Source organism: Sciscionella marina DSM 45152 (assembly GCF_000379465.1).
GTDB lineage: Bacteria > Actinomycetota > Actinomycetes > Mycobacteriales > Pseudonocardiaceae > Sciscionella > Sciscionella marina.
In genome coordinates, this window is record NZ_KB905381.1 from 567,964 (window position 1) to 592,550 (window position 24,587).

The 24,587-nt window shown below is 67.6% G+C and carries 22 protein-coding genes; 10 read left to right on the top strand and 12 right to left on the bottom strand.

Annotation, left to right across the window (positions count from 1 at the left end):
- The first annotated feature begins 14 nt into the window (after window positions 1-14).
- A complete protein-coding gene (locus A37U_RS0108650; RefSeq protein ID WP_020496229.1) occupies window positions 15-1,007 on the top strand; it encodes a methyltransferase in 993 nt (330 codons plus the stop codon).
- Here A37U_RS0108650 and A37U_RS0108655 read toward each other — a convergent pair.
- Window positions 1,004-1,732: an SDR family NAD(P)-dependent oxidoreductase gene (locus A37U_RS0108655; RefSeq protein ID WP_020496230.1), complete on the bottom strand. Its 729-nt coding sequence runs from the start codon at window positions 1,730-1,732 to the stop codon at window positions 1,004-1,006. The two genes, A37U_RS0108650 and A37U_RS0108655, sit on opposite strands and share 4 nt — an antisense overlap.
- A complete protein-coding gene (locus A37U_RS42870) occupies window positions 1,729-2,589 on the bottom strand; it encodes an alpha/beta fold hydrolase (protein WP_020496231.1) in 861 nt (286 codons plus the stop codon). Before A37U_RS42870 ends, A37U_RS0108655 begins: the two co-directional genes overlap by 4 nt.
- Window positions 2,590-2,673: 84 nt before the next feature.
- Between A37U_RS42870 and A37U_RS51355 the strand changes: the two genes are divergently transcribed.
- From A37U_RS51355 to A37U_RS0108685, 5 genes are all read left to right on the top strand, one after another.
- The gene (locus A37U_RS51355) at window positions 2,674-3,273 is read left to right on the top strand and encodes a TetR/AcrR family transcriptional regulator (protein ID WP_020496232.1); all 600 of its coding nucleotides are present in this window, start codon (window positions 2,674-2,676) and stop codon (window positions 3,271-3,273) included.
- A gap of 48 nt (window positions 3,274-3,321) precedes the next feature.
- Window positions 3,322-4,314 carry a zinc-binding dehydrogenase gene (locus A37U_RS0108670; protein WP_020496233.1) on the top strand — a complete coding sequence of 331 codons (993 nt, stop codon included), beginning with the start codon at window positions 3,322-3,324 and terminating at the stop codon, window positions 4,312-4,314.
- A gap of 93 nt (window positions 4,315-4,407) precedes the next feature.
- The gene (locus A37U_RS0108675; RefSeq protein ID WP_020496234.1) at window positions 4,408-5,061 is read left to right on the top strand and encodes a biliverdin-producing heme oxygenase; all 654 of its coding nucleotides are present in this window, start codon (window positions 4,408-4,410) and stop codon (window positions 5,059-5,061) included.
- 127 nt (window positions 5,062-5,188) lie between these two features.
- Window positions 5,189-6,166, top strand: coding sequence for a hypothetical protein (locus A37U_RS0108680; RefSeq protein WP_020496235.1), 978 nt, complete (start codon window positions 5,189-5,191; stop codon window positions 6,164-6,166).
- 218 nt (window positions 6,167-6,384) lie between these two features.
- Window positions 6,385-7,293, top strand: coding sequence for a LysR family transcriptional regulator (locus tag A37U_RS0108685; RefSeq protein WP_083933307.1), 909 nt, complete (start codon window positions 6,385-6,387; stop codon window positions 7,291-7,293).
- Here A37U_RS0108685 and A37U_RS0108690 read toward each other — a convergent pair.
- From A37U_RS0108690 to A37U_RS0108725, 8 genes are all read right to left on the bottom strand, one after another.
- Entirely contained in the window at window positions 7,265-7,720 is a 456-nt protein-coding gene (locus A37U_RS0108690) for an NUDIX domain-containing protein (protein ID WP_020496237.1), read from the bottom strand. The genes A37U_RS0108685 and A37U_RS0108690 overlap by 29 nt on opposite strands.
- Window positions 7,717-8,598, bottom strand: a complete 882-nt coding sequence (locus A37U_RS0108695) for a LysR family transcriptional regulator (RefSeq protein ID WP_020496238.1) — start codon at window positions 8,596-8,598, stop codon at window positions 7,717-7,719. The genes A37U_RS0108690 and A37U_RS0108695 overlap by 4 nt, the downstream gene beginning before the upstream one ends.
- Before the next feature lie 20 nt (window positions 8,599-8,618).
- Window positions 8,619-9,443: a citrate/2-methylcitrate synthase gene (locus A37U_RS0108700; protein WP_020496239.1), complete on the bottom strand. Its 825-nt coding sequence runs from the start codon at window positions 9,441-9,443 to the stop codon at window positions 8,619-8,621.
- Between the two features lie 39 nt (window positions 9,444-9,482).
- Window positions 9,483-10,268, bottom strand: a complete 786-nt coding sequence (locus A37U_RS0108705; RefSeq protein ID WP_020496240.1) for a CoA-transferase subunit beta — start codon at window positions 10,266-10,268, stop codon at window positions 9,483-9,485.
- Entirely contained in the window at window positions 10,265-11,170 is a 906-nt protein-coding gene (locus tag A37U_RS0108710; RefSeq protein ID WP_205622886.1) for a CoA transferase subunit A, read from the bottom strand. Before A37U_RS0108710 ends, A37U_RS0108705 begins: the two co-directional genes overlap by 4 nt.
- Window positions 11,155-12,606 (bottom strand): aldehyde dehydrogenase family protein, encoded by a 1,452-nt coding sequence (locus A37U_RS0108715; protein WP_020496242.1) that lies wholly within the window; start codon window positions 12,604-12,606, stop codon window positions 11,155-11,157. Before A37U_RS0108715 ends, A37U_RS0108710 begins: the two co-directional genes overlap by 16 nt.
- Window positions 12,607-12,683: 77 nt before the next feature.
- The gene (locus tag A37U_RS0108720; RefSeq protein WP_020496243.1) at window positions 12,684-13,859 is read right to left on the bottom strand and encodes a TIGR03364 family FAD-dependent oxidoreductase; all 1,176 of its coding nucleotides are present in this window, start codon (window positions 13,857-13,859) and stop codon (window positions 12,684-12,686) included.
- Window positions 13,860-13,877: 18 nt separating this feature from the next.
- Window positions 13,878-15,164: an MFS transporter gene (locus A37U_RS0108725; RefSeq protein WP_083933309.1), complete on the bottom strand. Its 1,287-nt coding sequence runs from the start codon at window positions 15,162-15,164 to the stop codon at window positions 13,878-13,880.
- Between the two features lie 400 nt (window positions 15,165-15,564).
- On the opposite strand from A37U_RS0108725, the gene A37U_RS0108735 reads away from it, so the two are divergent.
- The 4 genes from A37U_RS0108735 to A37U_RS0108750 all read left to right on the top strand — a co-directional run bounded on the left by A37U_RS0108735 (window position 15,565) and on the right by A37U_RS0108750 (window position 21,166).
- Window positions 15,565-16,446: a DUF5753 domain-containing protein gene (locus A37U_RS0108735; protein WP_020496246.1), complete on the top strand. Its 882-nt coding sequence runs from the start codon at window positions 15,565-15,567 to the stop codon at window positions 16,444-16,446.
- Between the two features lie 5 nt (window positions 16,447-16,451).
- On the top strand, window positions 16,452-16,862 hold the full coding sequence (locus A37U_RS42875; RefSeq protein ID WP_063712771.1) for a DUF397 domain-containing protein: 411 nt from the start codon (window positions 16,452-16,454) through the stop codon (window positions 16,860-16,862).
- Window positions 16,863-17,287: 425 nt separating this feature from the next.
- Window positions 17,288-19,174, top strand: a complete 1,887-nt coding sequence (locus A37U_RS0108745; RefSeq protein WP_020496248.1) for a glycoside hydrolase family 35 protein — start codon at window positions 17,288-17,290, stop codon at window positions 19,172-19,174.
- Window positions 19,175-19,267: 93 nt separating this feature from the next.
- Window positions 19,268-21,166 carry a glycoside hydrolase family 35 protein gene (locus A37U_RS0108750; RefSeq protein ID WP_020496249.1) on the top strand — a complete coding sequence of 633 codons (1,899 nt, stop codon included), beginning with the start codon at window positions 19,268-19,270 and terminating at the stop codon, window positions 21,164-21,166.
- Here the strand turns inward: A37U_RS0108750 and A37U_RS42880 are convergent.
- On the bottom strand, window positions 21,156-23,006 hold the full coding sequence (locus A37U_RS42880; RefSeq protein WP_020496250.1) for a CocE/NonD family hydrolase: 1,851 nt from the start codon (window positions 23,004-23,006) through the stop codon (window positions 21,156-21,158). The genes A37U_RS0108750 and A37U_RS42880 overlap by 11 nt on opposite strands.
- Before the next feature lie 173 nt (window positions 23,007-23,179).
- Window positions 23,180-24,565: a cobyrinic acid a,c-diamide synthase CobB gene (locus tag A37U_RS0108760; protein WP_040586853.1), complete on the bottom strand. Its 1,386-nt coding sequence runs from the start codon at window positions 24,563-24,565 to the stop codon at window positions 23,180-23,182.
- Between the last annotated feature and the right edge of the window lie 22 nt (window positions 24,566-24,587).

The window sequence follows — 24,587 nt, forward strand, 5'->3', positions numbered from 1 at the left end:
CCTAGGCTGAATCGGTGAACTCCTCGAAACCGGGTATCCGGGATCTGGCCGATCTGGCCACCCCGATGGCTGTCCGGGTGGCCGCGACGCTGCATCTGGTGGAGCGAACGGGAAACGCGGGGGCGGCGGCCGCGGAGCTCGCCGCCGCGACGGGGACCGCGGAGCCCGCGCTGCGCTGCCTGCTCGATCATCTGGTCACGGTCGGCGTTTTCGAATTCGATGCGGAATCCGGGCGGTACCGGCCGACCGAACTCGGTACGCAGCTGGATGCCGAGGCGCCGGGCGGGATCAAACCACTGCTCGACATCCACCAGGCGGGCGGACGCGCGGAGCTCGCCTTCGTGGAGCTGCTCGGCACGATCACCACCGGCGAACCGGCCTACGCGCGGCGATACGGTCGCGGATTCTGGGCGGATCTCGATGCGAACCCGGAATTACGGCATTCCTTCGACGCCCAGATGAACTGGCGCTTCCAGGTGCAGGCGCCGCAGATCGCGGAACGTTTCGGCTGGGGCCGGTTTCCGCGGATCCTCGACGTCGGCGGGGGCGAGGGCACCGTGCTCGCGGCGATCCTGCGCGCCCATCCCGGGGTGCGCGGGCAGGTACTGGAACTGCCGCCGACCGCCGCGGCCGCCGAGCGGAAGTTCACCGCGGCGGGGTTCGGGGACCGTGCCGGTGCGGTTTCCGGTAGCTTCTTCGATCCGCTGCCCGCGGGGGCCGATGCGTATCTGCTCTCCGACATCCTGCACGACTGGGACGATGACAACGCCCGCGCGATCCTGGACGGCTGCCGCAGGGCCGCCGGGCCGGACGGCACCGTGGTGGTGATCGAACCCGTTCTGGGGCAAGGGGTCGAGACCACGATGGACCTGTTCATGCTGATGTGCTTCGGTGGAAGAGAACGGACCGTCGGGGAACTGACCGCGCTGGCCGCCGGCCGTGGCCTGGTGCTGCGGCGTTCGGCTCCGGTCTCCGATGGCCGGACGGTACTGGAATTCCGCGGCTAACCGGTGTCGAGTACCGGAAAGGAAACCAGTGCCGGTGCCTGCCCGGCCTGCACCTTCCATGCCTGCCCGGTCTCCCCGCCTGCGGCGATCGATTGCACGGCGGCCGCGACCTCATCGGGATCGGCGAGGGTGACCCCATATTCGAGGAGTTTCGCACGTGCTTCGGCGATCATCGGCGTGTCCACGAATCCGGGGCACACGGCGTTGAGCGTGACCTCGGATTCGGCCACCGTGGGGGTCATCGAACGCACGAGCCCGATGGCGGCGTGCTTGGCTGCCGCGTAGACGGGATCGAACGGAGCGGGCGCGATTCCGGCGAGGCTGGCGGTGACGACGATGGCGCCGCCACCACTCGCGGCAAGCGCGGGTAGTGCCGCCCGGATACCGAACACGGTACCGTCGATGGCGACCGCGAGCGTGCGCCGATAGCGTTCGCGATCGAAGTCCCCGTCCGAAATCGGGCCGGGCCCGCCGATTCCGGCGTTGAGGTGCACGATGTCGAGGCGGCCGAAGGCGGTCAGCGCCGCGTCGACGGCGGCCCGGTTGTCCGACTCCGAAGCGACGTCGGCACGGACGAAGATCGCTCCCAGTTCGGCGCCGAGTTCGGATCCCGCGTCCTGCTCGATGTCCGCGATCACCACATCGAGCTGGTGCGCGGCGAAGCGGCGTGCCACCGCGGCACCGATGCCGTGGGCGCCGCCGGTCACCAGCGCCACCGGTTTCATGTCCTCGTTGTCCGTTCTGCCGAATCGTGTGGCGCGCCGCCGAGGAGGTCGTCGAGTTCGTCGAGCACCTGCGGCCACAGCTGCGCAGGGAAGGCGTGCCCCACATCGGGGAAGAACCGCAACCGCGCACCGGGAATGGCTTCCGCGGTGGCGCGGCCCGCTTTGGGGGACTGCATCGGATCCTTGTCGCCGTGCACGACGAGGGTGGGCGCGGTGATCCCGGCCAGCTCCGCGCGCCGGTCCCCGCTCGCCTTCATCGCCGCGAGGTTGCGCATGCCACCCGAGGGATCCTCGGGTTCCCCTTCGGCGAACAGTGCGCGCAGTCGCTGCTCATCGACCGGATACCGCGGCGTGGTGAGCAGCCGGTAGAGCGCGATGCTGTGCTCGATCCGGTCCTCGGTCGTCTTGGGTTTTTTCGCGGACATGGCGAGGATCCTGAACATCTTGCCCAGTCTGGGGCGGCTGATGCGCAGTCCGGCACCGGGCGCGGAGGAGACCGAGCACAGGCTGCGCACCCGCTCGGGATGGTGCACAGCGAGCACCTGCCCGATCATGCCGCCGAGCGAGATACCCAGAATGTGCGCCGAGGACCAGCCGAGCGCATCGAGCACCGCGACGGCGTCCTCGGCCATGTCCCGCAGCGAATAGGCCGGCCCCTCGGCACAGTGCGTGGACCGGCCGTTGTCCCGGTTGTCGAACCGGGCGACCTGAAAACCCCGCTCGCGCAGTCCGCCGAGCAGTTCCTCCGGCCAGTGGATCATCTGCACGAAACCACCGCACAGCAACAGAATCGGTTCTCCTGCGGCAGGATCCACTTCGTAGGCGAGTCCGATCTCGCCGTTGTACGCGGTAGGCATAGAGCCACCTCCTTTTCCAATACGTCGTACTGTAAAGGGTGGCGAAGGGTTGATGCAATACCTCGTATTGCTACGATCACCTTCGTGCCGAAACAGGTCGATCACGGGGAACGACGCAGCCAGCTCGCCGAGGCGCTCTGGCGTATCGCGGAGCGCGACGGGTTCGCGGCGGTGACCGTGCGCAATATCGCCGCGGAGGCGGGTGTCTCGGTCGGCCGGGTGCAGCATTACTTCGCCAGCAAGGACGAATTGCTGCTGTTCGCGCTGCAGTGGGTCGGCGAGGAGTTCGGCGGCCGGATCACCGCCAAGGTCTCGGCGCTGCCCGAACCCCGCGATCCGCGTGAGGTCGTCCGGATCATCCTCACCGAGCGGTTACCGCTGCAACAGCGCAGCCGGGTCTACGTGCAGGCGCTGATCACCTGGCTCGGCCGCAGCGCGGAGCATCCCGAGCTGGCCGGTTATCTGCTCGAGGGAACCCGGCGGCTGTGCGAATACCTCGCCACGCAGCTGCGGCAGGCACAGCGGGACGGCCGGGTTCGCGCACGGGTCGATGCATCGCGCACCGCGGAGGAGCTGCTCGCGCTCACCGACGGGCTGTCCTCGCATCTGTTGCAGAACCTCTACACCGCCGCCGAAGCGCGGGCCGTCCTCGCCGAGCGCCTCGACCAGCTCTTCGAGCACTGAGCCCGATTCCGTCGGTGCCCGCCGTTAGCCTCGGCGCGGAGGTGGAACATGACGAACGCGTCGATGCGAGCGGCGGTCTGCACCAGGGCGGGCGGACCGGACGTGCTCGAGGTCCGGGAACTGCCGGTACCGAAGGTCCGCGAGGGATGGAGCCTGGTCGAGGTCAAGGCGGCCGGGCTGAACCGTTCGGAGCTGATGACCAGGCAGGGGCATTCCCCGAACGTCGGATTCCCGCGGGTGCTCGGTATCGAATGTGTCGGCGTGATCGTGGATTCGACCGACGCCGGGACACCCGAGGGGACGACCGTCGCCGCGGTGATGGGGGAGATGGGCCGGGAGTTCGACGGCGGCTATGCCCAGTACGCGCTGCTGCCGAACGCCTTGTTGATGCCGGTCCGCGCGGAGCTGGACTGGGCGGTGCTCGGGGCGCTGCCGGAGACGTATCTGACGGCACAGGGCTCGCTGGACGCGCTCGGCGCCGGTCCGGGGACCGGGGGACGGCTGCTGATCCGCGGCGGAACCTCCTCGGTCGGTATGGCCGCCCTCTCGATCGCCTCCGGCTACGGGATCGAGACGGCGACGACCACCCGGCAGGCGGCCAAAGTGGAGGCGCTGACCGCGGGCGGGGCGGACCACGTGCTCACCGGCGCCGAACCGCCGGCGGACGCGGTCCGGGCGATCTGGCCCGAGGGGCCGGATTACGTCCTCGATCTGGTCGGCGCCACCACCACGGTGGACTCGTTGCACCTGGTCCGTGGCGGCGGAGTGGTGTGTGTGTCCGGGATGCTCAGCGGTAGCTGGGTGATTCCGGAGTTCGAACCGGTCGCGATGGTGCCCTCCGGGACGAAACTGACCGCCTTCCACAGCGACGATGTCAAGGGGCGGGCAGGAATGGCCATGCTGCAACGGGTGATCGACCAGGTCGAGGCGGGCACCTACCGGCCGAACGTCGACCGGGTCTTCCGCCTGGACGAGGTCGTGGCCGCGCACCGATACATGGCCGGGGACCGGGCGACGGGGAAGCTCGTCCTGGTCCCCTGAACACTGTGACGGACCCGGTTTCTCTTGTCACTCCAAGTCGTTAAGGGTAGCCTTACCTTAATTCTGCCTGGCTGTCGAGGCGATGGGAGTGGGATGGAGCCGAAAACGGGTTTGGCGGACCGATTGCGGGCCGGGACCAGGCAGGCGCACCGGAATGTGGAAGCGAACCCGCTGCTGCGCGCACTGCTCGCGGGTTCGCTCCCGATGGCCGGTTATGCCGCGCTCACCGCCCAGTACTTCGCTATTTACCGCACCCTCGAACAGCATGCGGTCCATTGGATCGGGAACCCGATCGCCGGGCGCATGCTGTTTCCCGAGCTGCCGAGGGCCGCGCGCCTGCGGCACGACCTCACCGTGCTGTTCGGCGAGGGCTGGCAGGAGCGGTCCGGTGCCGCGATCCGGCCGGCCACCAGGAGGTACTGTGCGCATCTGGACCGGACGGTGCGGCACTGGCCGGGCGGTTTTCTCGCGCACCACTACGTTCGCTATCTGGGCGATCTCTCCGGAGGGCAGCTGGTTCGCCGGGCGCTGTCGCACAACTACGGCTACACCGGCCGCATGGCGAGCACCTTCTACCAGTTCTCCTGCGCCAGAACGGTGAAACTGCTCCGTGACAGGTACCGGGAGGCGATCGACACCGCCCCGGTGCCGCTCGCCGAGCAGCGGGCGATCGTGGCCGAGGCGGAGCTCGCGTTCCGGCTCAACCAGGACGTGTTCGCCGAACTGGGCGAGATCTACTCCGGCTGAGCGGGCTCACCCGCCGGAGCCTGCCCGTTTCGTACCGTTGCCCCGTGGCGGTCGGAAAATCGGCGGAACCGCCCCTATAGGCTGAACGTCCGATTGTGGAAAGTCTCAGGACGAGCACGGGAGAACAATGAATACTTTGCTCCGCAAGGCCGCCGTTGTCACGGTGGGCAGCGCCTTGCTGCTCGGTGGCGGGTTCAGCGCGACCGCGCAGGCCGAGCCGAAGGCCATCAAATGCGAGACGAAGTCCACCGGTGGCACGGGCCCGTTCTACGACGGGAAGGCCGCATCGAACCGCTACGACTCCACCTTCAAGATCGGCCCCGCGGTCCCGCGCGGGGAACTCAAGCGCGGTACGCCGCAGGGTGTCGCGGCGTGGAACAACTGGGACGGCAAGAAGGATCTGCTCCTGGCCACCTCCTACGGCAAGAAGGGCCAGAAGGCGCATATCGTGGCGCTGGATCCCGCGCAGCGCAACAAGGTCGTCGGCACGGTCGCGATCGCGGAATCGCATGTCGGCGGGATCGCGGTGGCCAAGGGCTGGGCCTTCGTCTCGGGCCGGGCCTCCGGGAAGTGGGCGACCGTCCGCAAGTACAAGCTCTCCACGCTGAAGAAGGCGATCAAGGAGAAGGGTGTCCCGTACGTCAAGCAGACGGGCAAGGCCCGCAAGGTCTACGGCGCCTCCTACCTGTCGACCGACGGCAGCAAGCTCTACGCGGGGAAGTTCACCTCCAAGGGCCGCGGCAAGATGTACTCCTACACGATCAACAGCAACGGTTCGCTGACCACGATCAAGAAACCGTGGGAGACCCCGACCAAGACCCAGGGTGTGCTGGTCACCGGGAAGCACTTCATCTACAGCACCTCGTACGGGCGCACGAAGCGCGGCAACATCTACGTCGTCCGCAGGGGAACCACCGATCTGGACAAGGCCAAGCTGCACTGCTTCCGCGGGCCCAGCATGAGCGAGGGCATCGCGGCCTACGGTGGCCGGGCGTATGTGGTCTTCGAATCGGGCTCGTACAAGTACTCGGGTGATTCGCGGACCCGCAACGTGATCGAGGATCTGCACTGGGCGAACCTTTCCGCCCTGACCAAGCTCGCCTGATCACCGCTTTTCCCGGGCCGGGTGGTGCACCGCACCGCCCGGCCCTTTTTCGTATTGCTCGGACATCAGCCTCCGGTACCGTTGTCCGAGATTTTTCGGGGACCCGGTGTTACGTCGATCGGTCGATGCGCAATCATGCAGCATTGTGCACCGCTATATCGTGTAACGCCGTTTAGGTCGCGCCGCTATGCGCACCATGCATACATGGAGGTAGAAATTTGGAGCTACGGTCTCTGCGGTATTTTCTTGCCGTCTGTGAATCGAGCTCGATCAATGGCGCCGCGCGTCGGCTGCACATGACCCAGCCCGCACTGTCCAGGGCGATCGCCTCGCTCGAACGTGAATTCGGTACACGTTTGTTCGAGCGGAGCAGTGAGGGCCTGCGGATCAGTGCGGCCGGAAAACTCATTCAGCCCATCGCCCGGGATCTCGTGGAGCGCGCGCAACTCGGGCAGCGATTGATTCATTCCTATACAACGGGAACGGAAATGGAATTCCGGGTCATCTGCCCGGAATCCACGGTGCGGCTCATCGTGGCCCCGTTTCTCGCCGAGACCTCCGGGCCGATCAAGGATGCGTTCACGTGTGCGGACGACGAGGTCTACGACCGGATCCGGCGACAGGACGCGGATTTCGGCATCTGCGCGCTCGCCCCACCGGTGGATCTGGTCGCCGCGCCGATCGGGCGGATCGGGGTGACCGCCTATCTGCGCCCCGATCACCCGCTCGCCGGTTCGGAGACGATCGACATCACCGATCTCGCCGGGTGCGAGGTGATCATGCGGGAGCCGGGAAACGCGATCCGCGTGGCCTGCGACCGGGCGCTCGCCAAACTGGGGCACGCCCCGCGGGTGGTCGCCGAGACCAGTTCGGTCTCGATGTCCCATGCCCTCGCCTGGTCGGGGCACGGTGTCGGACTCACCCTCGGCACCCCGCAGTACGGGGTGACCATGCGCCGCCTGGTGGACGCCGGTGAGCCGATTTTCGTGACCTACTACGCGATCTGGCAGGGTACCCACTACGCAGCGGATCGCCTCGCCGAGCTCGGTACGCAGCTGACCGACTGGTTCCTGCACGGCGAACACGGGGACGCCGCGATCACCCCGAGGGTGCGCGCCGACTGCTGAGTTCGTCGAGGATCGCGGCCAGGTTCTCCGGTTCCACCCGCTCGGGAAGGCGCGCGCACTCCTGCGCGGTGAACCAGCCGTGCCCGCGCAGCGCGGCGGTCTCGGCCTCGGTCAGCGCGGCCGGTCGCAGCACGGGCGCGTGCGGTACCTCGGCGAGGAAGAACCGCTCGACCCGTCGCTTCGGGGCGCCGAACCACCGGAAATCCCGCTCTACGTCGACAAAGCGCCCCGTGAGATGGTCCCCGGGGATCCCGGTCTCCTCGCGCAGTTCCCGCCGCGCGGCCGCGATCGGGGTCTCGCCGTCCTCGATGCCGCCGCCGGGTGGTTCCCAGTAATGGCCCCGATCCGGGCGGTCCCAGCACAACAACAACACCCGCTCCGTGCGGTCCAGGCAGACGATGCGGACCGCACGCCGTCGACCGTTCATTCGTGTCCTCCCGATTCAGTTCCGATGTCACCGAGCAGTTCGGTGAAGGCGCGTTCGGCGGGGGAGAGCAGCCGGTCGGTGCGGCGGGCCATGGTCACCGGGCGCGCGGGAAGCGGCGGGTCGGCCGGGATCGTGCACAGGGTCCCCTCGCGCAGTTCGTCCGCCACCGTGTGCGCGGAGACGACGGCGATCCCGAGCCCGGCGCGCACCCCGCGTTTCAGTGTTTCCGAACCCCACAGCTCGGAGGCCGAACCCGGATCGATGCCCAGCGCGCGCATCGCGGCCTCCTGCCGCTCCCGCGTGGAGGATCCGCGCTCGCGCAACAGGAAGCGTTGCTCGGCAAGCGATTGGGTGTCTCCAGGCGCGCCGATGAGCACCATCTCGTCGGTCCCGATGCGCCGGGTGCTCAGCTGCTCGGCCGCGGGCTCACCGGCGAACACCCCGAGCCCGATCTCCCCGTCCAGCAACCATTTCACGACCTGGTGTTCGTTCCCGACCCGGATATCGCAGGCGATGTCCGGGGCCACGGCGTGGAACCGCGCGACGAGACCGGGCAGCAGATAGGTGCCGATGGTGGTGGTGCCACCGATGGCAAGGCTGCCCTGGTGCAGTCCGCGCACCCGCTCCACCGCGGTGACCGCCTCGTCCATCAGCAGCAGGATGCGGCGCGCGTAGTCGGCGAGCACCCTGCCCTCCTCGGTCGGGCGGATCCGTGCCCCGGAACGGTCGACCAGCTGAGTACGCAGCGTCGTCTCCAGCGCACGCACCTGGTTGGACACCGAGGGCTGGCTCATGTACAGCTTCTCGGCGGCCGCGGAGAATCCGCCGTGTTCGAGAACCCGGAGGAAGATGGACAACCGGTGGGTGTTCAGCTCCATGAGCCCATCCTGGCAGAGCGCTACCGTGGATCCGGCAGAACGCGATCGGCCGGTCCGTCGTAATTGTGCGGGCCCTGCATCTCCAGGGAGAGCGGCTGCACCATGTCCGCGTTCGAGGAGGCCCGCCAGCCCTTCTCCCTGCTGGATTCCTCGATCGCGTGCGCGGAAAGGGAAAGCGAACGGCACACGATGAACATCGCCTTCAGCTCGGGCGGTTCGTAGCCCGCGTCCAGGCCGATGCAGCCCATCGCGCCGGGCCCGTTGAGGAACACGGTGCGCCCGAAGACCGCCTCGGTCGCGTCCTGCATGGCGCGCGCGATCCGGACGTACCGGCCGGAGATTCCGAGTTTGTCGGAGAGTTCGAGCAGCCGGACGGTGCGCGGATCCTGGATGTGCTGCGGGTGGTGGAATCCCGCCATGCGCTCCCCGGCCGAACGCATCTCGGCCACGGTCGCGCGTGCGGCCTCGTCCTCGGCGATCGACTCACGTTCGGCGCGCGCGGCCACCTCCCGGAACAACTGCGCGGGGCGATCGGATGTGCCGTGCAGCCGCCCGATCGCGGAGACACCGGCGGCGACGGCGCTGTTGAGTTCGGCGCCCCCGGATGTGGCGAACCGGACCGTCGCCGAGGACGGTGACATGGCGTGCTCGGCGAGGTTCACCATGAGCGCATTGGTGATCTCGCCCTGCGCCTTGTTCGGCAGTTCCCCGCGCAGCACCAGGAACAGCATCTGGCCGAAGTCCAGGTTCCCGGTCAGCTCGTTCACGTCATAACCGCGGATGACGATGCGATCCTTGTTCTTCCACGCGATCCCGGTTCGCCAGGCGAAGGGGTTCTCAGACATGCCGTGCTCCTTTTCTCGGTGCCGTTCAGGAAGGGCCGTTCAGGGGGTCCTGCGTTCGGGGAAGTATTTGGCCCGTGGGTCGAGTTCCTCGCGCAGCAGGCGGAGTTCGGGTTCCTCCGGTTCGGTCACCGCACGCGGATGCGCGGCGATCCTCGGACGGAATCCGGTATTCTCCAGTACATCCTCGACTTCTACGCCGGGCATGAGCGCGGTGAGCTCGAGTTCCCCGGTCGTCTCGTCGCCGGAGAACACGCACAGATCGGTGATCACCCGGACCGAGAGCGGACCGAGCCCGGCGCGTTCGCGTCCTCCCGGACCATCGAGGAATCCCGGTGTGGTCACGTAATCGCAGTGCTGGGGGAATCGGCGTTTCTCGTGCGTGGTGAGCACGACGACCTTCGCGCAGTGCGAGCCGATGTCGTTGGCCCCACCGCTGCCCGGCAACCGCACCCACTCCGCGCCCCGGCGTATCCAGCTCGAGTTCAGGTTCGCCCGCGCGTCGATCTGGGCGCCACCGAGGAATCCGGTGGTGACCAGCCCGCGCTGGACGAATCCGCCGAGCACTTCGAGCAGTGAGCCCAGCCTGCTCGGCGAGTGCATGATCCGCGGATCCACCACCGAAATCGGGGTGGGCACCACCTCAGGGAAGACCACTCCACTCTCGATGATCAGCTTCAGCCCCGGTGCGGTGGTGCGCTGGGCCAGCAGCGCGGCGAGCAGCGGGAGCCCGGTTCCGGCGATGATCCGCTCGTCCGCGCCGATCTGCCTGGCTCCCTCGAACACGAGCAGCTCGCGCGGGGTGACCGGGGCCTGGATCGTCGTCATGTCAGCTCCAGCATCGAGGCCTCGAGTTCGGCGCACCGTGTTCGCAGACCGGCCAGCTCGGCGGTGAAATCCGGGTGCGTGGTCACCGAATCACGCAGATACGCGGCGAGCCCGATCCCGGAGCGGGCCAGCGACTGGTACCGCTCGATGGCCGGTTCGTCGAAGTCGTAGTGCCGGTACACCGAGGTCGGGTACGCACCGAAGGGCTGCTCGACGACCGCGTCCACATGGGCCCCGGAGATGGTCACCTGCTCCGGATGTTCGGCGAAGGCCCCGGAGGGCAGAACCTTCTCCGCGGACACGATCGCGGCTTTCGACGCCGTCACCATGTCGACCTCGTGACTGGAAACCCCCTCGATGATCACGTTCCCGTCCGCGTCCGCGAGGCTGGCGTGCACCAGGGCGAGATCGGGGGCGCAGGCGCGCACCAGCAGCACCGGTTGCCCGGTCCACGGATCCGTGGTCGCCGAGACGTCCCCGCTGCGCTGCAGATCGCGGCCGAGATCCGTGCCGAGCAGGCTGCGTACCGGAAGGAAGGGCAGGCCGAGCGTGGCGGCGAGGAACCGGCTGGCCATCGCGAGATGGCTGTAGTCGCGCACCGTGATCTCGCCGCGCTCCACCGCCCTGCGCCAGGTGAACAACACCCCGTAGCGCTCCAGGTTTCCGCTGCCCTGCTCGGTGCGCGTGACCAGGCCCGCCGCGGCGAGCTGGTCGAGTGGAAGGGAGAGATTGCAGCCGAGCACGGTCAGCCCGCCGATTCCCTGCCGGATCAGCTCGTGGGTCAGGGCCATCGGGCAGCGGTTGATGTTCTGCCCGCCCATCCCGATCGTCGCGCCGTGCCAGGCGAATTCGGCGATCGCCGCGGCGGCGGTACGGACCTTGCCGCCTAGAAGCTGACGCACGCCGACCTCCACTCGGTGTAGAAGTCCCAGACCTGTTGCGCGCATTCCGGTGCCCCGTACTGGGAGAGTTTCGCGCCCATGTGCGGGTGGTGCGCCTGCGCGCCGACGCCGGGGCGGTTCACGTGCAGCATGCCGGCCTCGAACTCGTCGAGCGCGCGCATGGCGAGGCCGTAGTCCCGGGTGAACACGGTGCCGGACATGCCGTAGCGCACCGAGTTCGAGATACGCATGGCCTCCTCGTAACCCGAACAGTCCACAACGGACAGTACTGGTCCGAAGATCTCCTCGGTGGCGATCTCGGCGTCCGGGGCGAGGTCGGTGAGTACGGTCGGTGTGACGTAATAACCGGGCAGTTCCACCGGTTTCCCACCGGCCGCGACCGTGGCGCCTTCGTTCCTGGCCCGTTCGACCGCGGCGAGCAGGCGCCGCTGTGCGGATTCGTCGATCACCGGACCGATATCGCTTTCCGGGTCGGTTCCCGGCCCGATCCGCATCCCCGCGACCGCGGGCAGCAGGCGCTCGAGTAGTTCCTCGCGTACCGCGCGGTCCACGATCACCCGGCTCGTCGCGCTGCACCGTTGACCGGACTGGCCGAACGCGCCGTGCACGATCGCCTTGGTCGCCGCGTCCAGATCGGCATCGGCGAGCACCAGCACGGCGTTCTTCCCGCCGAGCTCGAGCTGGGTACGCACCAGCCGGGAGGCGCAGGCCTGCTGGATGGCCACGCCGACCGGAAGCGAACCGGTGAACGAGATCCCGGCGATGCGCGGATCGGCGACCAGTGCCTCGCCGACCGGCCGGTCGCCCTGCACCAGGTTCACCGCGCCCTCGGGGACCCCGGCCTCGGCGAACACTTCCACCAGCAGCGCCGCGGTCAGCGGGGTCAGCGGGGAGGGCTTGAGCACCGCCGTACAACCGGCGAGCAGCGCGGGGGCCAGCTTCCACAATGGAATCGCGAGCGGGAAATTCCACGGCGTGATCAGCCCGACGACCCCGAGCGGGCGCCGCCAGGTGAACGCCATGGTGTTCGGCTCCTCGCTCGGCAGGGTCTGGCCGCCGAGCCTGCGCCCCTCCCCTGCGGTGAACTCGAGGATGGCCGCGGCCCTGCGCACCTCGCCGCGCGCCTCGTCCAGCCGCTTGCCGTTCTCCGCGGTGATCGCGGCGCTGATCGTCTCGGCCCGCTCGGTCAGCAGCCGGGCCGCCGTGGACAGGATCTCGCCACGGCGCACCGAACCCACCGCCCGCCAGGCGGGGAACGCCCGGCGCGCGGCGTCCACGGCGAGTTCCGCGTCCGCCGCCCCGGACTCGGCGAACTCACCGATGACCCGGGCGGGATCGGCGGGATCGAGATTCGGGCGCAGCCGTCCGCTTTCCGGCTCGCGCCACCGGCCTTCGATGAAATTCCCGGTGTGTTCCGGGCTTTGCGTGTTGCTCACCTGTGACTCCGATCGACTCGGTTACCAGCCTTGTCCGGATGGCGCGGGAGGGTCAACATCCGCGATCCCAATAGCGGCTATAACCTGGCGAACCCTTGATCGCGCAACGTGCCGTGCTCCAGGATGTGCTCCGCGACGCCGAGCGAGAGCGTCATGCCCGCACCGCCGAACCCGTTCACCACGGTCACCCCGGGTTCCGGCTGCGCGAGCAGCACCTTCGAGCCGTCGCTGGGTGAGGGGTAGATCCCGTGCCAGTGCTCGGCGATCCGCCTGCGCGGGAGGCGGGCGAATCCGTCGAAATACTCCAGAATGGCCTCATCGATCTCGGCGTACTGGAACGGATCCTGGGTCAGCTCGTAGTGATGACTGTCCCCGATGGCGATCTGCCCGGTGCTCGCCTGGGAGACGAGCACGTGGATCCCGCCGGCCAGGCAGAACGGATGCCGCTCGGTGAGCAGGGTACGCAGCGCGGGCAGGCTCGGGCACTCGGCGAAACACGGATAGTGCAACAGGGTCAGCCCGGCACACAGCGCGGGACCGAGCTCGAAACCGTCCGGCTGGGGGAGGGTGCGCATCATCTGCAGCTTGCAGTGCCGCAGCCCGGACTCGGCGAAGACCTCCGGATAGAGCGCCTGGAATTCGTTGCCACTGCACACGAAGATTCGTTCGGCATGCCAGTCTCCCGCACTGGTGTGCACGACCGGATGGTCGATCCCGGTCACCAGTGCGCCGAATTCGATCCGCACGGCGTAGCGTTCGCGCAGCAGCTCGGTGAGCGCGGGGATCGCCACCCGTGGATCGATGTTCAGCTCGGCCGGGCTCTCCAGGGCACCGAGCAAACCGTCCCCGCGCACCCAATCGCTTCGCCGCAACGTCTCCTGTGCGCCGATCAGCCGGACCCCGTTCGCGACCGCGGCCGGGGTCCGGTCGAGGAATTCCTCCAGCACGGCGAGCTCCTCGGACCGGTGGGCCAGGTGCAGGCTGCCCCGGTCCGAGTGCCACATCCCGGTGTCCCGCACGACTTCCCGCCACAGTTCGGTGCTGCGCAGTGCCCGCTCGTAGAAGAAGGTCTCGGTGCCCGTGGCCAAACCGATCGGCCAGATCAGGCCGAAATTGCGCACCGAGGCGCCGACCGCGCGCTGATCGCGTTCGAGCACGGCGACCCGATCGCCCGCCTTGGCCGCGGCGAGTGCGTGGGCCAGCCCGGCGACCCCGCCGCCGACGATGAGCACATCGACATCGTTGCTGTGCATGGGTTTTCCACCTTTCGATCACGCGGCCGCCGGCCGGCGGTTCCACTGGGGACAGAGCAGCAGCGCGGCGAGCAGCGCCGCTGCGGCGAAGACGTAGAAGAGTCCGTTCGTGGACAGGTAGCCGGGAAGCAGGCCACCGAGGATCGCGCCGACCGAACCGCAGCCGTTGACGAAACCGGTGGCGCCCGCGGCGTGCTCGCTGGTGCCGAAGTCCACGGCCGCCACCGAGGAGAGCATCGCGTCCGCTCCGTAGGCGGTGAGCCCGATGAGTGCCAGTGCCCCGGTGATGAGCGGGATCGAGCCGGTGGCGGTGATTCCGCTGGTGAGTGTGAGGATCACGACGAGGCCGCCGAGCGCGAGCACACACGGCGGAACCCGGCGCGCGCCGAACAGTTTGTCCGAGGCATAGCCGATCAGGATGGGCGCGAGCACCCCGGCGATCCCGAACGCGACCGGCACGAAGACCGCGGTGACCGCGCTGACCCCGGGCACGCTCTCGGCGACGAGAACCGGCCCCCACAACAGGATCGCGTACCGCGCCGGTTTGACGAAGAAGTAGCAGAAACCGATGGTGAGCACCATCCGGTCGGCGAACGCGGCCCGGAACATCGCGGCGATCCCGGCCCGTTCCGGTCTCGGTGCGCGCTCCCGTTCGGCATCGGCGGGGGAATCGCGCTGGAACAGGAAAACCAGCACCGTGGCGAGCACGAGCACCGCGGCACCGGCGAAGAACGCGGCCCGCCAGCTGTGCGCGATGCTGTAGGCGATCCACCCGGCGAACGGTGCCGCGGCGAGCCCGCCGAAGGCGTAGTTGGTGCTCCACACGCCGAGCAACCGGCCACGCACCCGCGCGGGGAAGAAGGCACTCACGTTCTTGCACAGCGGTGCCCAGCCGGTCGCCTGGGCGAGGCCCTGCACCAGCATGAGCGGGATGAAGAAGAACACCGCCGTGGTCAGGCCGAGGAACGCCGTGGCCACCACGGAGAGTGTCATCCCGCCGAGTACGACGACCCGTGGCCCGTAACGGTCGGCGAAATGCCCCCAGGTGAACTGCCCCGCCGCGTAACCGAACAGATAGAGCGCGTCCAGATTTCCGAGCATGTGCTGGTCGAGGGTTTTGTTGACCGAAGGGTCGGCGAGAATTCCGACTTTAGCCGCCGAGAATGCCTGGCGGGTGAAGTAATAGGCGGCGTACGCGATCCAGGTGATGAGGAATATTCGAACCTGAGTACCCTTGTTGTCCTTGCTGAACAAGGATTCTTTGCTGGTGTCCGCTGTCCTGCCTGGCCCCGTTGACCGAGTCATGGTTGCCTCTCGTGCTGCTCGCCGGCCGCGCATTTGGTAGGTTGTTCACCGGAATGTAAGGGACGGTTTCCGTTGTGTTCCCGTTCACATTTCGGTGTTTTCTGTCTACCAACTCGCGCGTTGCCGCGGAACCGTGACGGTTGCTATTCCCGGTATGCACGAACGGTTCTGGTCACGCTCGGAATTCGGGTGCTCGGTTCAGGAAGCCATTGTCACGAGCAGGCTTCCCGCCGCGAGCAGCAGGATGACCAGCAGTGCCCCCGCCGCGAAGCGCAGCGGCGAACCGGAACTCATCGGAACCTCCTGAGGGGCCTGCATGCTGTAAGTTACCGTAACCGATGGAGGTAACTTGTCAAGATTCGGGTAGGCTTTCCGCCGGAAACGAGCGGAGGGGGCTGTCATGACCACGACCTCACCGGGTTCGCCCACCTCGCCCACCGTCGCCGGATGGGAGCTCGCACTGCGGTTGCGCAGGCGCCGCGAGGAACTGGGCGTGGACGTCGCGAGCCTCACCGCGAAGCTCGGGTTCAGCAGAAACTACTGGTCAGCGGTGGAGAACGAGCGCAAGATCCTCGCCGAGGACAAACTCGGCACGCTGGCCGACCTGTTCGAGCTCGATCGGACCGAGCGCGCGGAACTGTTCGCGCTGCGCGAGGTCGCGAAGCGGCGCGGTTGGTGGGCGGACTACTCCGGGGTGTTCAGCGAACAGGTGCTGCGCCTGTACGGCCTGGAATACGGGGCCTGCGGTATCCGCACCTACGAGAGCCTGCTGATCCCCGGCCTGCTGCAGACCCCGGAGTACGCGCGGGCCCTGATGAGCCCGGAGATCCCGACGATCCGCCAGGTCGAAGTGGATCAGCGGGTCGCCGCGCGCAGGCAGCGCCAGCTGCGGGTCACCGGCGCCGATCCGGTCACGCTGACCGCGGTGGTGAGCGAGGCGGCGCTGATGCAGCAGACCGGGGGAAAACGGGTACTGCGCGAGCAGCTGACCCATCTGGCACGGATGATCGAGGCGCATCCGGATGTGCTCGAACTGCGGATCATCCCGTTCACCGCGACCGGCTGCGGGGCGTTCGGCGCCTCCACCTTCCATCTGCTCGATTTCGCCAGCGCACGGCTGCCGACCCTGGCCTGGCAGGAGACCGTCACCGCGGTCGGGATCATCGACGACGAGGCCCAGGTGCGGGATCTGAGCCTGACCTACGCCGAGGCCGTCGCCCGTACCCTGAGTACGCGGGAATCCTTTGAGCTCGTGGCGGAGCGAATCCGGGCGTTATCATGACCGGCATGACTGTCCAGGTTTCCGCCGAAACATCCCGTCTCACCGGCTGGTTCAAGTCCTCGTTCTCCTCGAACGCGAACGCCTGCGTCGAGGTCACCTTCGCGGCGAGAGGGCAGGTCTCGGTGCGGGACAGCAAGTTCGGCGCGGATTCGGCGGTCATCACCGTGTCCGAGCGGCACTGGGAGCGGCTGCTCGCCGATGTGCTGCGCGGTACCGCGGACAACGGGGCGATCGGGATCGAGCACACCGCGGACGGGGGCGCGTTGCTGCGCGGGAACGGCGTGGAATTGCGCTACACGGCCCGGGAATGGGCGGCATTTCGTGACGGTGTGCGCACCGGGGAGTTCCACATCGGACCGGATGATGTCGCGCGCACGGAGAACACCGGCACACGAATGGCGGTTTCTGGCTCATAGGGCGCACTTTATGGTCGTATGCGCATAACGCGACCTGAGGAGGCGTGTCATGAACGAACAGACTCCGGTGCCCCCTGGCTGTGGTTGCTGTTCGAACTGCACCGGAAAGGGTTGCGGCTGCTGCGGTAGCTGCCGCTGACGGTGACCCGTCAGCACCGGCCCGGGATGCGGGCCGGTGGTTTCCGGGCACCGACCGCTGAGCGTCAGGTGGAGCGGGACCGCTTGCCGGGTTACCGGTTCCCGAATAGTTGCCGACGCTCCGGTACTGCTGCCTGGACAAGCGGGAATACGGTCACGCTCGCGCGAGCGCCCGCTCACCGCTCGTGCGCACGCGACCCTCGAACCGGTACTTGCCGAAGGACCGTTGTGCACCCTAACTTGTTCGCTGTTGATCGATTTTGCGCGAACTTGTGAAGGAGTTGGCCATGAGTGCCATCGGGCGGCGGGGATTCCTCGGCTTGGCCGCGGCGACGGGAGCGATCGCCGGAACGGCGGGCGGTGCCCCGGCCGGGGAGGTCGCCCCGCGTACCGTGCTCACGGGGGCGCGGCGCGGTTCCGGACTGACCGTCGACGGGGACCGATTCTTGCTCGACGGCAAGCCGTTCCAGGTGATCTCGGGTGCGATCCACTATTTCCGGATCCACCCTGAGCAATGGCGGGACCGGCTGAACCGGATGCGGCTGATGGGGTTGAACACCGTCGAGACCTATGTGCCCTGGAACCTGCACGAACCGGAGAAGGGGCGGTTCGAGTTCTCCGGGTTCACCGATGTGGCCAGGTTCGTGCGCACGGCGGGCGAGCTCGGGCTCAACGTGGTGCTGCGGCCGGGCCCGTACATCGGCTCGGAATGGGATTTCGGTGGGTTGCCCTCGTGGCTGCTCGCAGAGCCGGAAACGCGCGTGCGCTGCTCCGATCCGCGCTATCTGCGTCATGTCGACGAATACTTCGGGGTGCTGCTGCCGCGGTTGGCCGAGCTGCAGTCCAGCAGGGGCGGTCCGGTGCTCGCGATGCAGATCGAGAACGAGTACGGCAGCTACGGCAACGACACCGGATACCTCGCACATCTGCGGGAACGGTACGAGGCCGCGGGGATCGACTGCCTGCTGTTCTGCTGCAACAGTGCCAGCGAGGACTACATGCTGCGCGGGGGCCACCTGCCGGGCACCTTCAACACGGTGAACTTCGACGGTACCGCCGATGTGGCGGCGAAGTTCGCCAAGCTGCGCGAGATCCAGCCGCACGGACCGCTGTGGTGCAGCGAATTCTGGGACGGCTGGTTCGACTCCTGGGGGCAACCGCGCGAGCAGGGCGATCCGCAGAAGTTCGCGGACAATATCGAGCGGATCCTGGCCCAGGGAGCTTCGGTCAACCTGTACATGGCCGCGGGCTCGACCAACTTCGGCTGGGGTGCCGGCGCCGATGCGGACAATCCGGAGAAGGCATACCGGGCAGTGGTCACCAGCTACGACTACGCGGCCCCGGTCAGCGAATCCGGTGAGATCACGGCGAAATTCCACGCCTTCCGCGCCGCGATCGCCAAGCACGCCCCGGTGCCGAACGAACCATTGCCGCCAACGCCGAAACGGATGGCGCCGCAGACCGTGCGCGTCGCCGAATCGGCGAACCTGTTCGACCAGCTCGATTCCCTCGCCGAGAGGCGCGAACTGCCCACCCCGCTGGCCATGGAACGGCTCGGCCAGACGAACGGGCTCGTGCACTACCGCACGAAAATCCAGGGACCGCAACGAAAAACCCCGATCGCGATCGAGGGGTTCGGCGACCGTGCGCTGGTGTTCTGCGACGGGAAACCGCTCGGCGTCCTGGATCGCAACAAGCCGGGGCAGACGCTGGAGACCGCGGTCGGGTCCCCGTCCAGCACTCTGGACATCCTCGTGGATGCGAACGGGCGGCTCAACTTCACGCACAAACTGCTCGATCCCAAGGGGATCTTCGGGGATGTGCTCTTCGGGGACCAGATCCTGATGGACTGGCAGGCGTGGCCACTCGCCTTGGACGATCTGTCCAGGGTGCGGTTCCGCCGCGGTGCCGTGAGCGGGGTGGGGCCTACGTTCCATCGTGCGCACGCCAGGGTGGGGTCGCCCGCGGACGGGTTCGTCGGATTGCCGGGCTGGACGAAGGGTCTGGTGTGGCTGAATGGGTTTCTGCTCGGCCGGTACTGGAACGTGGGGCCGCAGCAGACCCTGTACGCGCCCGCCCCGCTGTGGCGTTCGGGGCGTAACGAACTGATCGTGCTCGAACTGCACCAGGCCGGTGCCACGATCGACCTGCGCGATACGCCTGACCTCGGGTGATTCCGGTCCAGCCGGGGGCTTGTCAGCACGCCTGCCATGTTCTAACTTGTGCGAAGTTGATTGGTTATGCGTGACTTCGCAAAGGAGCGAGCAATGGGTGCGATCGGGCGTCGCGGGTTCCTCGGCTGGGCCGCCGCGGTCGGAGCGGTGGCGGGCACGGAAAGTACCGTCGCCGCGAGCGTGGCCTCGGATGCCGCTCCCCGGACGGTGCTCGCCTCGGCGCGGTCCTCCGCGGGGCTGACCATCGAGGGGGACCGGTTCCTGCTGGACGGCAAGCCGTTCCAGGTGATCTCCGGGGCGATCCACTACTTCCGGATCCGCCCCGAGCAGTGGGAGGACCGGCTCGACCGGCTGCGGCTGATGGGGCTCAACACGGTCGAGACCTATGTCGCGTGGAACATGCACGAACCCAGCAAGGGGAAGTTCGACTTCAGCGGTCCGGCCGATCTCGCCCGGTTCATCGAGACCGCTGGCAGGCTCGGCCTGAAGGTGGTGCTGCGCCCCGGCCCATACATCTGCGCCGAATGGGACTTCGGCGGGCTGCCCCCGTGGCTGCTCGCCGAACCGGAGATCGAACTGCGCTGTGCGGATCCGGTCTACGAACGCCATGTCCGGGAATTCTTCGATGCCCTGCTGCCCAGGATCGCCGGGCTGCAGGCGACGCGGGGCGGGCCGATCATCGCCGTGCAAGTGGAGAACGAGTACGGCAGCTACGGTGACGACCAGACCCATCTCGCCCACATCCGCTCGATGCTCGAACGCGGCGGCATCGACAGCTTGCTGTTCTGCTGCAACGGTTCTTCCGACTACATGCTGCGCGGGGGAAGCCTGCCGGGCACCTTCAACACGGTGAACTTCGACGGTGCCGAGGATCCGGACGGCAACTTCGCCAAGCTGCGGAAGATCCAGCCGCAGGGACCGTTGTGGTGCACCGAGTTCTGGGACGGCTGGTTCGATCACTGGGGCGAGAAACACCACCGGACCGACCCGGCCGGGCATGCGGCGAATATCGAGAAGATCCTGGCCCAGGGTGCCTCGATCAATCTGTACATGGCCGCGGGCTCGACCAACTTCGGCTGGGGCGCGGGCGCGAACCACGACGGCACCACCTATCAGCCGACCGTGACCAGTTACGACTACGACGCCCCGGTCGGCGAATCCGGGGAGCTGACCGAGAAGTTCCACGTTTTCCGCGCGGCGATCGGCAAGCACGCCCCGGTACCCGACGAACCGTTGCCGCCGACGCCGAAGCGGATGGCCCCGCAGACCGTGCGCCCGGCGGAATCGGCCGGACTGCTGGACTCACTCGGCGCGCTCAGCACGCCGAAGACCGGGCCGAGTCCGCTGACCATGGAGAAACTGGGCCAGGCCAACGGATTGGTGCACTACCGCACGAAAATCCGGGGGCCACAGGAGAAATCCCCGATCACGATCTCCGGGCTCGCCGACCGCGCGCTGCTCTGGCTGGACGGGAAACCGCTCGGCACGCTGGACCGCAACAAGCCGGATCAGGGTATGGAAACCGCGATCGCCGGGCCGTCGAGCACCCTGGACATCCTCGTGGACACCGGGGGACGGGTCAACTTCACCGACAAGCTGGCCGATCCGAAGGGGATCACCGACCGGGTCAAGCTCGCCGGGCAGACACTGTTCGGCTGGGAGATGCGCCCGCTTCCGCTGGACGACCTCTCCGGACTGCGGTTCCGGCGCGGCGGCACCGATGCCGCGGGGCCGGTGTTTCATCGCGCGCACGCCAGGGTGGGTTCGCCCGCGGACGGGTTCATCGGCTTGCCGGGGTGGACGAAGGGTCTGGTGTGGCTGAATGGGTTTCTGCTCGGCCGGTACTGGAACGTGGGCCCGCAGCAGACCCTGTACGCGCCCGCCCCGCTGTGGCGTTCGGGGCGTAACGAGCTGATCGTGCTGGAACTCCACGAGGCGGGTGCCGCGATCGACCTGCGCGATACGCCTGATCTCGGCCTGGTCAGCGGATGACGGGCAGGGTGAGCTTGGACGGGTGCGCCGCATCGTGCAGCACCGTCTGCCGCGCGATCGTGGTCCGATCCGTTTCCCCGGCCCAGGAACCGTTGTTCGGATTCGGGTCGAACTGCGGGTAGTCGCTGGAGGAGATATCCAGCCGGATCCGGTGCCCGGCCTTGAACAGGTTGCTCGACGGCCAGACCTTGATCGTGTACCGGTAGACCTTACCGGGCACGATCGGGGTCGGACTCGTGTGTGACTCGCGGAAACTGGCCCGCACGATCCCGTTGTTGAGGTTCACCGCGCTGCCGTCCGGGTGCACATCGCTCACCTTGGCCGTCCAGTCGGTGTTCGGTGCCGAGGACTTCGCGTAGAGGGTGACCGTCATCGGCCCGGTGACCTCGGTGTCCTTCGTGAGCGGTTTCGAGGTGTAGCCGAGCACATCCGGGCGGCGCTCCACAATGGACTGATCGTAGGGTCCCTGCGGTCCGGTGGTCGCCGAACAGCAGGAGTGGCCGCCGACGCTCGGCACCGGGTCACGCGGGTCATAGCGGTAGTGGTCGGCCGCGTTCCGTGCGGGCGGGGCCGATCCGAGCGTTCCGCCCGAGCCGCCCGCGTTTCCGGTGCTGGCCAGGTAGTAGTCGGTCCACCGGGTGCCGGGGATCGGCCACTGCGCGGCGGTCTTCCACTTGTCGGCGCCCATTTCGAAGTAGCGGACCTTGGGCTGTTCGTCGATGCCGTTGTCCTTGCCCTTGAGGTAGTGATCCCACCAGTCCAGCATCATCTCGTTGATCGGCGAATTGCCGACCGGGCCGATCTGTTTGAGCAGCGGCGCCTCGGTGCTCTGCGGCCTGCCCCAGCCGACGTGGTCCCACGGCCCGATGACGATGTGCTGGTTCGCGCGGGCGTACGCGGATCCGGCCGACTGCGTCATCCCGGTGAAGTTCTGGATACCGCCGGGAAGGAAGGCGTCGTACCAGCCCTCGAAGTCGAGCACCGGGATACCGATCTTGTGGTAGTACCGCTGTGGCGCCCATTTCTGCCAGTAGGGGCCGTCGGTACGGTGCCGGAGCCAGTCGAAGAAATACGGTGCGACCTTGGGATCCTGGGGCCGCAGCGGTGGAAGCTTGGTATAGGGCCGGTAGGCGAGCCAGCGCTGGGCGTTCCCGCTCGCCTTCTTGAGCTGGTCCGCGAGCGCCATATCGCCCCGGTTCTGCGCCGCGGAAAGGGCGAGATCGCCCATGGTCCACGGCTCGACGAAGGCCAGCCGGAAGGCACCGTCCTCATAGGTCCAGTTGTCGTAGTAGTCGGCAGCGGTGTTCGCCGGGATGATCGTCTTCAGATGCGGCGGTGCGGTCTCGGCGGCCAGCCACTGCGTCGCGCCGACGTACGAGGAGCCGTACATGCCGACCTTGCCGTTCGATCCGGGCAACCGCGCGGCCCATTCCACGCTGTCGTAGCCGTCTTTCTGGTCGTGGGTGAATTCGGAGAAGGTGCCGTTCGAGGCGTACTGCCCGCGGATGTCCTCGGTGACGACCAGATAGCAGTGTGAGGCGAACCAATCCGGGCTCTGGTACCGGTACGGGGACATCTGCGCCTGCACCTTGTCGTACTGCGTACGGTAGAGGATCACCGGCACTTTCTTCGTGGTCTCCGGGCGGTACACATCGGCGCGCAGCGTGGTTCCGTCCCGCATCGGAACACCGGCATTGTCCGTCTTGCTCACCGAACAGGGACCGCGGCCGGTCTGCGGTGGCCAGTCCGATCCACCCGCGGCGAGCGCCGGAGTGGCCACCGTTCCCGCAGTCAGCGCGGCGGCGGTGGCGAGCAGACCGATACGACGAAGCAGACCCATGTGACCATCCTCGGTACGGAATCTTTGCGTCATATCGATTGCAGCACAGTCGCGACGCGCACCGGAATGACCTGAATGGCGCAATCCCCGGCCAGCTGTGCCCGAAATGCGTCCTTGCCCGGTGACCGGTCGAGAATGGTCACCAACTGGTGATCAGGACAATTACCGGCTGCTTATTGACATGCTGCCGAAGTCGATTGTTCCGGACGGTTCTCGAGCGCGGACCGCAGCAGGCTTTCCGCGATATCCGGCCGCCCGCCGAAATGCTGGTGGATATAGCTCGCCACCACATTTCCGCGCCGGTAGCCTGCGAGAAAGGAGTCACCGGTACTCGTGGTGACCGTGAAAAAGTCCGGTTCGAGATCGCCTCCAGCCACTCGGGATTGGTGGAATTCCTGACCGCGCAACACGGTTCCGCGTGGCCCGAGCACACTCGCTTCCGTGGTGCGCGATTCGGTGTAACGGATCACCAGATGTTCCGGATCCATGACGGTATCGATCGGCAGCACCCCGGTCATCGGGTGTTTCCGCCCGTCGAACCCGGTCAGCGAGCGGGCAAGATAGAGCAGGCCACCGCACTCGGCGTAGACCGGCAGGCCGTTCGCCGCCCGGCCGCGCAATTCCGTGGCGAGCGCGGTATTACGGGCGAGCTGCTCGGCGAAACTCTCCGGATAACCACCGCCCAGATACACTCCGTCGATGCCCTCGGGCAGGTGTTCCTGTTCGGTAGGGGCGAAGGGGACGAGTTCGAACCCCGCCGCGCGCAATGCGTGCAGGTTTTCCGCATAGTAGAAGCAGAACGCCCGGTCCCGTGCGATCGCCAGGCGGGCCAGCGGTTCGCGAACGGGTTCCGCGGCAGGTGCGGGAACCGGGGCACCGCCGGCGATCGCGGGCAGGCGCCCGGTCTCGATGTGTTCGCCCGCCCGCTTCCAGCGGTGCGCGCGTTCGCCGGGATTTTCCTGCACGGTGAGCAGGCCGAGGTGCCGTTCGGGAATGTCCAGCTCGGCCGAGCGCGGCACGTTCCCGAGCACCAGTCCGCGCAGCCGTTCCGGAAAGGAATCGAGCACCATGCGCGCGTGCGCCGGGCTTCCGGTCCGGTTGAGCACACATCCGGCGATGCGCACCTCCGGGTCGAAGGTGCGCAGTCCGTCCAGGATCGCGCCCGCTGTCCTGGTCATGCCCCACACGTCGAGCACCACGACCACGGGGACACCGAGCAGCTTCGCCAGCTGTGCCGCGCTGCCCCGCTCGGTGCCGTCCGCCCCGTCGTAGAGGGCGCCCATGGATTCGATGACGCAGATGTCCGCGTCCCGCGACCAGTGGCCGAAGCTGCGGCGCACTCCGTCCTCGCCCATCAGCCACGGATCGAGATTGATCGAGGGTTCACCGGTGATTTCGGCGTGATAGCCCGGATCGATGAAATCCGGTCCGAGCTTGAAGGCCCGTACCCGCAGTCCCCGTGCGCGCAGGGCCGTCAGCAGGATCGCGGTCACGGTCGTCTTGCCCGCACCGCTGTGCGTCCCGGCGATCAGCACGGCCTTCGGGGATATCTCGGGCATGCCGGGAAGTATGCCGGTGCAG

What these genes read in the sequence shown, in the direction of transcription:
- A37U_RS0108655 (WP_020496230.1), bottom strand. Translation starts at nt 1,732, where the DNA reads ATGAAACCGGTGGCGCTGGTGACCGGCGGCGCCCACGGCATCGGTGCC.
- A37U_RS42870 (WP_020496231.1), bottom strand. Translation starts at nt 2,589, where the DNA reads ATGCCTACCGCGTACAACGGCGAGATCGGACTCGCCTACGAAGTGGAT.
- A37U_RS0108670 (WP_020496233.1), top strand. Translation starts at nt 3,322, where the DNA reads ATGACGAACGCGTCGATGCGAGCGGCGGTCTGCACCAGGGCGGGCGGA.
- A37U_RS0108675 (WP_020496234.1), top strand. Translation starts at nt 4,408, where the DNA reads ATGGAGCCGAAAACGGGTTTGGCGGACCGATTGCGGGCCGGGACCAGG.
- A37U_RS0108680 (WP_020496235.1), top strand. Translation starts at nt 5,189, where the DNA reads ATGAATACTTTGCTCCGCAAGGCCGCCGTTGTCACGGTGGGCAGCGCC.
- A37U_RS0108690 (WP_020496237.1), bottom strand. Translation starts at nt 7,720, where the DNA reads ATGAACGGTCGACGGCGTGCGGTCCGCATCGTCTGCCTGGACCGCACG.
- A37U_RS0108695 (WP_020496238.1), bottom strand. Translation starts at nt 8,598, where the DNA reads ATGGAGCTGAACACCCACCGGTTGTCCATCTTCCTCCGGGTTCTCGAA.
- A37U_RS0108700 (WP_020496239.1), bottom strand. Translation starts at nt 9,443, where the DNA reads ATGTCTGAGAACCCCTTCGCCTGGCGAACCGGGATCGCGTGGAAGAAC.
- A37U_RS0108705 (WP_020496240.1), bottom strand. Translation starts at nt 10,268, where the DNA reads ATGACGACGATCCAGGCCCCGGTCACCCCGCGCGAGCTGCTCGTGTTC.
- A37U_RS0108720 (WP_020496243.1), bottom strand. Translation starts at nt 13,859, where the DNA reads ATGCACAGCAACGATGTCGATGTGCTCATCGTCGGCGGCGGGGTCGCC.
- A37U_RS0108725 (WP_083933309.1), bottom strand. Translation starts at nt 15,164, where the DNA reads ATGACTCGGTCAACGGGGCCAGGCAGGACAGCGGACACCAGCAAAGAA.
- A37U_RS0108735 (WP_020496246.1), top strand. Translation starts at nt 15,565, where the DNA reads ATGACCACGACCTCACCGGGTTCGCCCACCTCGCCCACCGTCGCCGGA.
- A37U_RS42875 (WP_063712771.1), top strand. Translation starts at nt 16,452, where the DNA reads ATGACTGTCCAGGTTTCCGCCGAAACATCCCGTCTCACCGGCTGGTTC.
- A37U_RS0108745 (WP_020496248.1), top strand. Translation starts at nt 17,288, where the DNA reads ATGAGTGCCATCGGGCGGCGGGGATTCCTCGGCTTGGCCGCGGCGACG.
- A37U_RS0108750 (WP_020496249.1), top strand. Translation starts at nt 19,268, where the DNA reads ATGGGTGCGATCGGGCGTCGCGGGTTCCTCGGCTGGGCCGCCGCGGTC.
- A37U_RS42880 (WP_020496250.1), bottom strand. Translation starts at nt 23,006, where the DNA reads ATGGGTCTGCTTCGTCGTATCGGTCTGCTCGCCACCGCCGCCGCGCTG.
- A37U_RS0108760 (WP_040586853.1), bottom strand. Translation starts at nt 24,565, where the DNA reads ATGCCCGAGATATCCCCGAAGGCCGTGCTGATCGCCGGGACGCACAGC.